Origin of the sequence: Streptomyces sp. NPDC058326, assembly GCF_042879855.1 — a bacterium.
Classification (GTDB): Bacteria; Actinomycetota; Actinomycetes; order Streptomycetales; family Streptomycetaceae; genus Streptomyces.
Window position 1 is genome coordinate 1 of sequence record NZ_JBHVZO010000034.1, and the last position, 5,049, is coordinate 5,049.

Here is a 5,049-nt window from a genome sequence, read left to right on the forward strand (position 1 = left end):
GGCGCGCCGCCTTCTCAACCCAGTGGTGGGGGGGGGGGTGGGGGGGGTGTCGGCTCGGCTGGGCTTGGTGGAGTAGCGCCCGGGCCTCGGTGGGCCCGGTCCGCCGGCCGTTCGCGCTCCTCAGTGCTTGAACGCGTCCTTGGCCTTCTCCCCCGCCTGCTTCGCATCGCCCTTGGCCTGCTCGACCCGGCCCTGCATCTCCAGGCTCTCGTTCCCCACAGCCTTGCCGGTGGCTTCCTTGGCCTTGCCCTTGGCGGTCTGTGCGGCGTTCTTCGCCTTCTTACCGGCGGACATGCGACACCTCCTGAAATCTCTTTCGACCTGCGACTTCCCGGAAACGGGAGAGCTACGCACGGGACTCGCGCGACTCACGGGTGCGGTCTCCGCTGTTCCTCGCGGCCGACCCCGGGAGCCTGACGCTTGGCGGTGCTGCCGTGCGCCTCCTCATCGTCGCGATCCGGCCCGCCCCGCACGGCCTCCTCCGCCTGCCGTCGTGCCTCCGCGTCCCCGCTCTCGCCCTCCGCCCCGGACGGTGTGGTCCGCGGAGGCTCGGGGTGGGAGTCCTGGTCGCTGCCGTGCCTGTCGTGGTGGCTCATGGTCCTCTCCCTGACGCAGCTGTACGCGCCCCGGTGGCCGCCGGTGGCACGAGGTGCTGCTGCCCGATGACGCCCGGACGAAACAGTGCCTCACGGGATCTTTCGGGCCCCTGCCGGTGCGAGGCGATCGTGCGGCCGACCGTCAGCCACATCGTTCGGCCGGTGGGCGCTCCCGAGGAGTCGGCGCGGCGCATCGCCCGGATCACGGCGAGGATCGCGTACCCGGGCGGCGGGGTCCGACGGAGGCGCGTACCTGTCGCGTACCTCTCAGGGCAGGGCGAGGCCCGGTGTCGGACACGGGGGATCTCCGGCACCGGGCCTCTGTTGAAGATTGTACGAGACTCGGGGGAGGGGTGCGCACACAGGCCGGCGCGGCGGCCCGCCGGTCCGGCGCCGGGCTCGTGGCCGCGGCGGCGAGGAGCGTCCGCTCGTCCACGACGACGGGCGAAGAACGGGCCGGCGGGGTACAAGTCCCCTGAGACGCGGATGCGGCCGGGACGGGCGTCCTCTCCCCTCGGCCGTGTCGCCCATGACGACGAGGAGGCCGCCGTGGAAGGCAGAAGCAAAGGGTTCGTGCAGTCCTTCAACCGCGCCGGCGGGTACGGATTCGTCCTTCCCGTGGGCTCCGAGGAACAGGTCTACTTCAGCGCCGCGGACATCGAGGGCGAGCAGCACTCGCTCTCCGAGGGGCAGCAGGTCTCCTTCGTCCTGGTCCTCGGTGACGGCCGCTTCGAGGCGAGGGAACTGCGCGTCTGACGTCCAGCGGCACGGACGCGCGTGCCACCGGCGGCGCCCCGGGCGGGGGAGCGGGCCGGTGGTACTGTGCCGAAGCCAGTCGTACCTTTGCGCGCACCCGAACGGGTACGCGCACGGGTCAGGGAATCCGGTGCGAGACCGGAACTGACGCGCAGCGGTGAGGGCGACGGGCGGAGCATCGGCCACTGGGCTGCACGACGGCCCGGGAAGGCGCTCCGTCCGGATGACCCCGAGTCCGAAGACCTGCTGGCGGCCCCGGCGGCACGCTGTCGGCCGGGGAGCTCCGTACGACAGGCTCCGCGTATGAGCCGTGGCCGCAGAGGAAATTCCCGTGCCCTTCGCACATCCCGCCCGCTCCGCCGCCCTCCTGCTGGCCGGCGCCCTGCTCCTGACCGTGACCGGTTGCGGCGGCGGATCCGCCGTACAGCCCTCGAAGAACACGGCCGGAGGCCCGCGGCAGGGGTACCCGGTGACGATCGACGACAACTGCGGCCGACGGGTCACCGTCGACAGGCCGCCGCGGCGGGCCGTCGCCCTCGACCAGGGAACGGCGGAGATCATGCTCTCCCTCGGTCTGGCCGACCGCATGGTGGGCACCGCCACCTGGACCGACCCGGTGCTCAAGGGACTGGAGAAGGAGAACGCGAAGGTCCCGCGACTCGCCGACCGCTACCCGTCCTTCGAGAAGGTGCTCGACGCCGAACCCGACTTCGCCGCCGCGTCCTTCGCGTACACCCTCGGCAAGGGCGGGGTGGCTCCCCGCGAGCGGTTCGAGGAGCTCGGCGTCCCCACTTACCTCTCGCCCACCGACTGCGTCGGCAAGGACAACAGCGGCGACGGCGACGGCATCCGCACCCGGCCCCTGACCATGGAGACCGTGTACGGCGAGATCCGCGACCTGGCACGGGTGTTCGCGGTCCCTGAGCGCGGCGAGAAGCTGGTCGCGGAGCTCTCCTCCCGGGTGACGAGGGCCACCGCCGGGGGCGACTTCGGGGACGTCACCGTCCTCTACTGGTTCGCCAACGCCGAATCCCCCTACATGGCGGGCTGTTGCGGCGCCCCCGGCATCGTCACCCGCGCGCTGGGCGCGAAGAACGTCTTCGACGACACCCGTGCGGAGTGGCCCCAGATCAACTGGGAGACGGTCGCCGACCGTGACCCGGACGTCCTCGTCATCGGCGACCTGACCCGCCGCTCGCAGTCCGCCGAGAGCGCCGCCAAGAAGATCGAGTTCCTGGAGTCCGATCCGGTCACCCGGAACATGACGGCGGTACGGAAGAAGCGGTACGTCCTGCTCAGCGGCCAGGCCATGAACCCGACCGTCCGTACCGTCGAGGGCGTCGAGAAGGTGGCGGCGGCCCTCCGCACGTACGGTCTCGCGAAGTGACGCCGAAACCTGCCGGCCGGGCCGAAGTCTCGCGCGGCGCTTCGGGGGGCCAGCCCGGTGGGGCCGGGCCCCCGGCCGGTGAGTCGGCGATCCCGCCCGGACGGGCCGGCGCCTCGCGCGGCGCTTCGGCGGGCCTGCCCGGTGGGGCCGAGCCCCCGCCCGATGGGGCCAGTACCGCGCCCGGCGGCGTGACCGTGCCCCCGCCCCGCGAGGCGGTGGGCGGGGCTTCGCCCGGCCGGGCGGTCGCCGTCGTGCGCGGAGGGGGCGCGGCGCTGCTGTGGGCGGTGACCGGCCTTGCCGTCCTGGCCGTTTCGGTGGCCGTCGCCATCACCATCGGCCCGGCGGACATCGGCGTCGGTGACGTGTGGTCCGTGGTGGCCGCCCATCTCGGCGGAGAGGCCCCGGAGGTCTCACCGATCCGGGACGGCATCGTGTGGGAGCTCCGGCTGCCCCGCACCCTCCTCGCCGCCGTCTGCGGAGCCGGACTCGCGGTCTGCGGCGCGGTGATGCAGTCGCTGCTGCGCAATCCGCTCGCCGATCCCTTCGTCCTCGGGGTCTCCTCGGGCGCCTCGACCGGCGCGGTCGCGGTCGTCGTCCTCGGCATCGGCGGCGGCCTCCTCTCCGTCACCGGCGGGGCGTTCCTCGGAGCGGTGCTCTCCTTCGCGCTCGTCCTGCTGCTCAGCCACACCCTCGGCGGTTCGACGGACCGGGTGGTACTGGCGGGCGTCGCCGCGATGCAGCTCTTCTCCGCCCTCACCTCCTTCGTCGTGATGACGGCGGCCGACGCCGAGACCACGCGGGGCGTGCTCTTCTGGCTGCTCGGTTCGCTCGGCGGGGCCGGCTGGGGCGACGTGGGAGTGTGCGGCGCGGTGCTCGCGGCGGCCCTGCTGGTCTGCGGCGGGTACGCGAGGACGCTGGACGCGTTCGCGTTCGGTGAGGAGGCCGCCGCCGCGCTGGGCGTCGCCGTCGCCCGGACGCGGCTCGTCCTCCTCTGCGTCACCGCCCTCCTGACGGCCGCTCTGGTCTCCGCCGCCGGAGCCATCGGCTTCGTCGGCCTCGTCCTGCCGCACGCCGCCCGCGCCCTGGCCGGCCCGGGGCACGCCCGGCTGCTGCCGGTCACCGCCCTGGCCGGGGCGGTGTTCCTGGTCTGGGCCGACACGCTCGCCCGCACGGTCCTCGACCCCCAGGAGGTGCCGGTGGGCGTGGTGACCTCGCTGATCGGCGTCCCGGCCTTCGTCCTCGTCCTGTACCGCACCAGGAGCCCCCGATGACCCCGAGCCCGACCGCCGACACGGGCACGGCTGTGGTGACGAGCACGGACACGACCGTGGAGGCGAGCACGTGCGCGGGTGCGGGCATCGGGCTCCGCGCCGACCGGGTCTCGCGCACCGCCGGCGGCACCCTCGTCCTCGACGGGGTCAGCGTCACCCTCACTCCCGGCACCGTCACCGGTCTCCTCGGGCCCAACGGCTCGGGGAAGTCGACCCTCCTGCGCCTCCTCGCGGGCGTCCTCGCCCCCGACTCCGGGGTCGTCACCCTCGACGGCGACCCGCTGGCCGGCCTCGGCCGCCGGACGGTTGCCCGGCGCCTCGCCACGGTCGAGCAACAGGCCGACACCCAGACCGATCTGACCGTCACCGACGTCGTACGTCTCGGCCGCGTGCCGCACCGCAGGGCCTGGACGCCCCCCTCGGCCGCCGACGAGACCGCCGTCGGCTCCGCCCTCGCACGCACCGGCCTCACCGGCCGGGCCCGGCAGCCCTGGCGCACCCTCTCCGGCGGTGAACGCCAGCGCGTGCAGATCGCCCGCGCCCTCGCCCAGGAGCCGCGCGAGCTGCTCCTCGACGAACCCACCAACCACCTCGACATCCAGCACCAGCTGGACCTGCTGGCCCTCGTCGCCGAACTGCGCCTCACCGCCGTCGTCGCGCTGCACGACCTGAACCTGGCGGCGATGTACTGCGACCGGCTCGTGGTCCTCGCGCGGGGACGCGTGGTGGCCACCGGCACCCCGGGCGAGGTGCTCACCGAGGAGCTGATCGCCGAGGTCTACCGGGTCCGGTCGGCCGTGACCCGCCCGGACCCCGGCGGACCTCCGCACATCCGCTTCCTGGGTACGGTGCCGAGCCCGGCCGGACCCGGCCGGAACGGGGTCTGACGCCGCACGGACCTGCGCCGGGTGCGCGGGGTCTGACACCGTACGGGCCCGCGCCGGGCGCGGGGGCCTGGCACCGTACGGGCCCGCGCCGGGCGCGGGGGCCTGGCACCGTACGGGCCTGCGCCGCGCGCGGGGCCCGACGCCGGACGGTC

6 protein-coding genes and 1 riboswitch are annotated in these 5,049 nt (G+C 74.2%); of the genes, 4 read left to right on the forward strand and 2 right to left on the reverse strand.

The genetic code is table 11. From position 1 onward, the window contains the following. Positions 1 to 120 precede the first annotated feature (120 nt). Complete coding sequence (locus ACFVYX_RS33590; RefSeq protein ID WP_389685292.1) at positions 121 to 294, reverse strand: CsbD family protein; 174 nt, start codon at positions 292 to 294, stop codon at positions 121 to 123. Positions 295 to 368: 74 nt separating this feature from the next. Continuing rightward, positions 369 to 596, reverse strand: a complete 228-nt coding sequence (locus ACFVYX_RS33595; protein WP_389685294.1) for a hypothetical protein — start codon at positions 594 to 596, stop codon at positions 369 to 371. Between the two features lie 549 nt (positions 597 to 1,145). On the opposite strand from ACFVYX_RS33595, the gene ACFVYX_RS33600 reads away from it, so the two are divergent. From ACFVYX_RS33600 to ACFVYX_RS33615, 4 genes are all read left to right on the forward strand, one after another. Beyond that, positions 1,146 to 1,352, forward strand: a complete 207-nt coding sequence (locus ACFVYX_RS33600; protein WP_389685296.1) for a cold-shock protein — start codon at positions 1,146 to 1,148, stop codon at positions 1,350 to 1,352. A gap of 120 nt (positions 1,353 to 1,472) precedes the next feature. Next, positions 1,473 to 1,597, forward strand: a riboswitch (cobalamin riboswitch). A gap of 86 nt (positions 1,598 to 1,683) precedes the next feature. After that, a complete protein-coding gene (locus tag ACFVYX_RS33605) occupies positions 1,684 to 2,739 on the forward strand; it encodes an ABC transporter substrate-binding protein (RefSeq protein WP_389685298.1) in 1,056 nt (351 codons plus the stop codon). Positions 2,740 to 2,954: 215 nt separating this feature from the next. Then, positions 2,955 to 4,010, forward strand: a complete 1,056-nt coding sequence (locus ACFVYX_RS33610; protein ID WP_389685302.1) for a FecCD family ABC transporter permease — start codon at positions 2,955 to 2,957, stop codon at positions 4,008 to 4,010. Beyond that, positions 4,007 to 4,897 (forward strand): ABC transporter ATP-binding protein, encoded by an 891-nt coding sequence (locus tag ACFVYX_RS33615; RefSeq protein ID WP_389685300.1) that lies wholly within the window; start codon positions 4,007 to 4,009, stop codon positions 4,895 to 4,897. Before ACFVYX_RS33610 ends, ACFVYX_RS33615 begins: the two co-directional genes overlap by 4 nt. Positions 4,898 to 5,049 lie beyond the last annotated feature (152 nt).